Origin of the sequence: Streptomyces sp. NPDC059909, from assembly GCF_042730885.1 — a bacterium.
In the GTDB taxonomy this organism is placed as follows: Bacteria; Actinomycetota; Actinomycetes; order Streptomycetales; family Streptomycetaceae; genus Streptomyces.
The window spans coordinates 1-2,418 of sequence record NZ_JBHWKX010000192.1; the positions used below are offsets into that span (position 1 = coordinate 1).

Genomic DNA, 2,418 nt, shown 5'->3' on the forward strand with positions numbered 1-2,418 from the left:
GACCCTTTTCCGACGGCCCCCCACCGAACCGGGCATGCGACTTATCACCGCACCCGGCTCTCCAGCGTCGATTCCATCGAATCCTGCCGAACGGAGAGTCCGCTGTGGATTCCGTTGTGGCAGTCACGGCAGACGATCAGGGTTTTGCGGCGGCGTGATGCCATCTGCTTTGCCCAGTCAGGCTGTTCGGCCTGACTCCTGGGTCGGAGGTCACTCAGACGCCGAATATGGTGCACTTCGACTTCTGTTCGCGCCTTGCAGAGTTCGCAACGTTCGGACATGAGCCGATCGATGAGTTCTACGGGACGCTTCCTCCATACCCTCGGAAGCTCGTCTTTGAGAGTTACCCTCGTGGTCCTTCGAGCCAGCGACACCCCGCCCCAACGGGCGACCAAAGGCTTCTTTCCTTTGCCGCGATCGACCTTTACCTGGAGACCCCTTCGAGGTCCAGCAGGTGTCTGCCAGGTGGCACGGTAGCGATTCCAGACCTTGTTGACGCTGATCTTGTTCTTGTGCCCCAGCGTCTTGGTCAAGGAGCGTTCCGTGATCCACCTCAGCAGGCCGAGGCGGTGCCGGTTGTAGGCCAGCTGGTAATACTCCGCGATGCCCCGGAACTCTGCCTGGAATCGCGCGACGATCCGGAAGTCCGAGTCGTGCACGCGTTCCAGCAGGGCAGCCGGTTTACCGCGGCGCATGTAGGGCTTGCATTTTCCGCGCACGACGTCCATTGGCACTTTCAGACCGATCTGCCCGTTGATCGAGCGATGACCGTTCCGATCGCGCTTGGCATCGTCGTGAAGGACCACGATTTCGTAGCCGAGGAAGCGGGCGGCCTGTGTCCGCCCGTGGGTGATCAAGGTCTTCGGCTCGGAGATTTCCAGCTTCAATCGGTTCCGCAGGAACTTCCCGATCTTTTCCTTGACGTACTCGGCTTCCCGTCGTGTTCCGGAGAACCCCAGCAGCCAATCGTCCGCGTAGCGGACGTAGTGCAGCCGTCGGAAGCCAGGATCGTTTGGATCGTGCGAGGGGAGCTGTTGCAGTTGACGGCGCAACTGTCGTGCTTCCTCGCGCTGTCCGCGCTTTTCCAGCTTCCAAGCCGCCTTGTGTATCCGCATGTACGGCAGATACGGCTTGCGGCGGGCTCCCTGGTTGAAGAGGGGTAAGAGTGTTGTCTCGACGTACTTGTCCAACCGGTTCAGGTAGATATTGGAGAGCAAGGGGCTAAGAACACCCCCTTGTGGCGCACCACTCAGTGTTTCGTGATAGCGCCATTCCTCCAGGTATCCAGCCTGGAGAAGTCCGTCGATCAACCGCAGGAAGCGGTTGTCGTGAATGTCCTCGGCCAGGATGGAGTGCAAGACTCCATGGTCCAGCCGGTCGAAACACTGGGAGATGTCTCCCTCGACGAACCACGTCACACTGCGCCACGACTCGGAAACTTCCGTGAGCGCGGTGTGGCATCCCTTTCCCGGCCTGAAGCCGTGGGAGCGGTCGGAGAACTGCGGCTCGTAATACGCTTCCAACAGGGAGCGGATCACTTCTTGCAGCAGTTTGTCCGACCATGAAGGCAGACCCAGAGGCCGACGTTTCTGGGGCGATCCCTTCTTCTCGATATACACACGTCGCACCGGGGTCCACCGATAGCGCTCATAACGCAGCGCATCGATGATCGTCTGAATCTTCTTCAGACTCATACCGTCCACGGTCTCCTGAGTGGAACCGGGCGTCATGGAGCCGTCATTGCGGTAGATCTTCCCGTAGGCCCGCAAGTACAACTCCGGGTTGAACAAGTGCCGGTACAGCCTCTCCAGTGGCAATCCTCTCTTGCCGCGTTCGTGAATGATCTCCATCAGGGCTTCGGCTCTCTGCATTACGCGTACCTTGCCTCTCCGGATATCTTGGACACCTGTGCCACTTGGCCCTGTAAGCGGCTCTCCCGCTCTCCCTGGTGGGGCGTTACTCCCACGACTACTACTGGCACTCCGTCACCATAGGGCTCGCGCCCCTTAGGTGATCCCGAATTCCTCTTGCGTTGGACGTATCGAGCGTGACGTAGGCGGCCTGTCCGTTCCCTTGAGTGAGCTCGTTGCCCACCGTCCACCAGCCGGAAGGGTTGGGGCGAAGCAAAGGGGATTCGCCTGATGCTGATGGCTCCGCTCCGGGCGTTGTATGTCGGAGGATGCACATTTCCATCCCTGGGAACTCGGCTTCAAACAGTCTGGTCTTCGCCATATCACACGGACTTTGCGCGGCAGCGCCATAAACGCCTTCACAATGCTCCACGCTTTCCCGCCATGCTGTTGTCCCCTCACGCTTTCGCGCTTAGGTAAGGCGGGTAGTCCAGAGGCTTCTCCTTCCGAACCTCTACTCTCTGCGAGAGTGATCCAACGCCGAGTTAGACGGCGCAACTTCGCCCTG

The 2,418-nt window shown here is 59.7% G+C and carries 1 protein-coding gene; it reads right to left on the minus strand.

Annotated features, from left to right (window positions below; all coding sequences use genetic code 11):
* Window positions 1–44 precede the first annotated feature (44 nt).
* Window positions 45–1,871 (minus strand): reverse transcriptase domain-containing protein, encoded by a 1,827-nt coding sequence (locus ACFV9O_RS40080; RefSeq protein WP_385427960.1) that lies wholly within the window; start codon window positions 1,869–1,871, stop codon window positions 45–47.
* Window positions 1,872–2,418 lie beyond the last annotated feature (547 nt).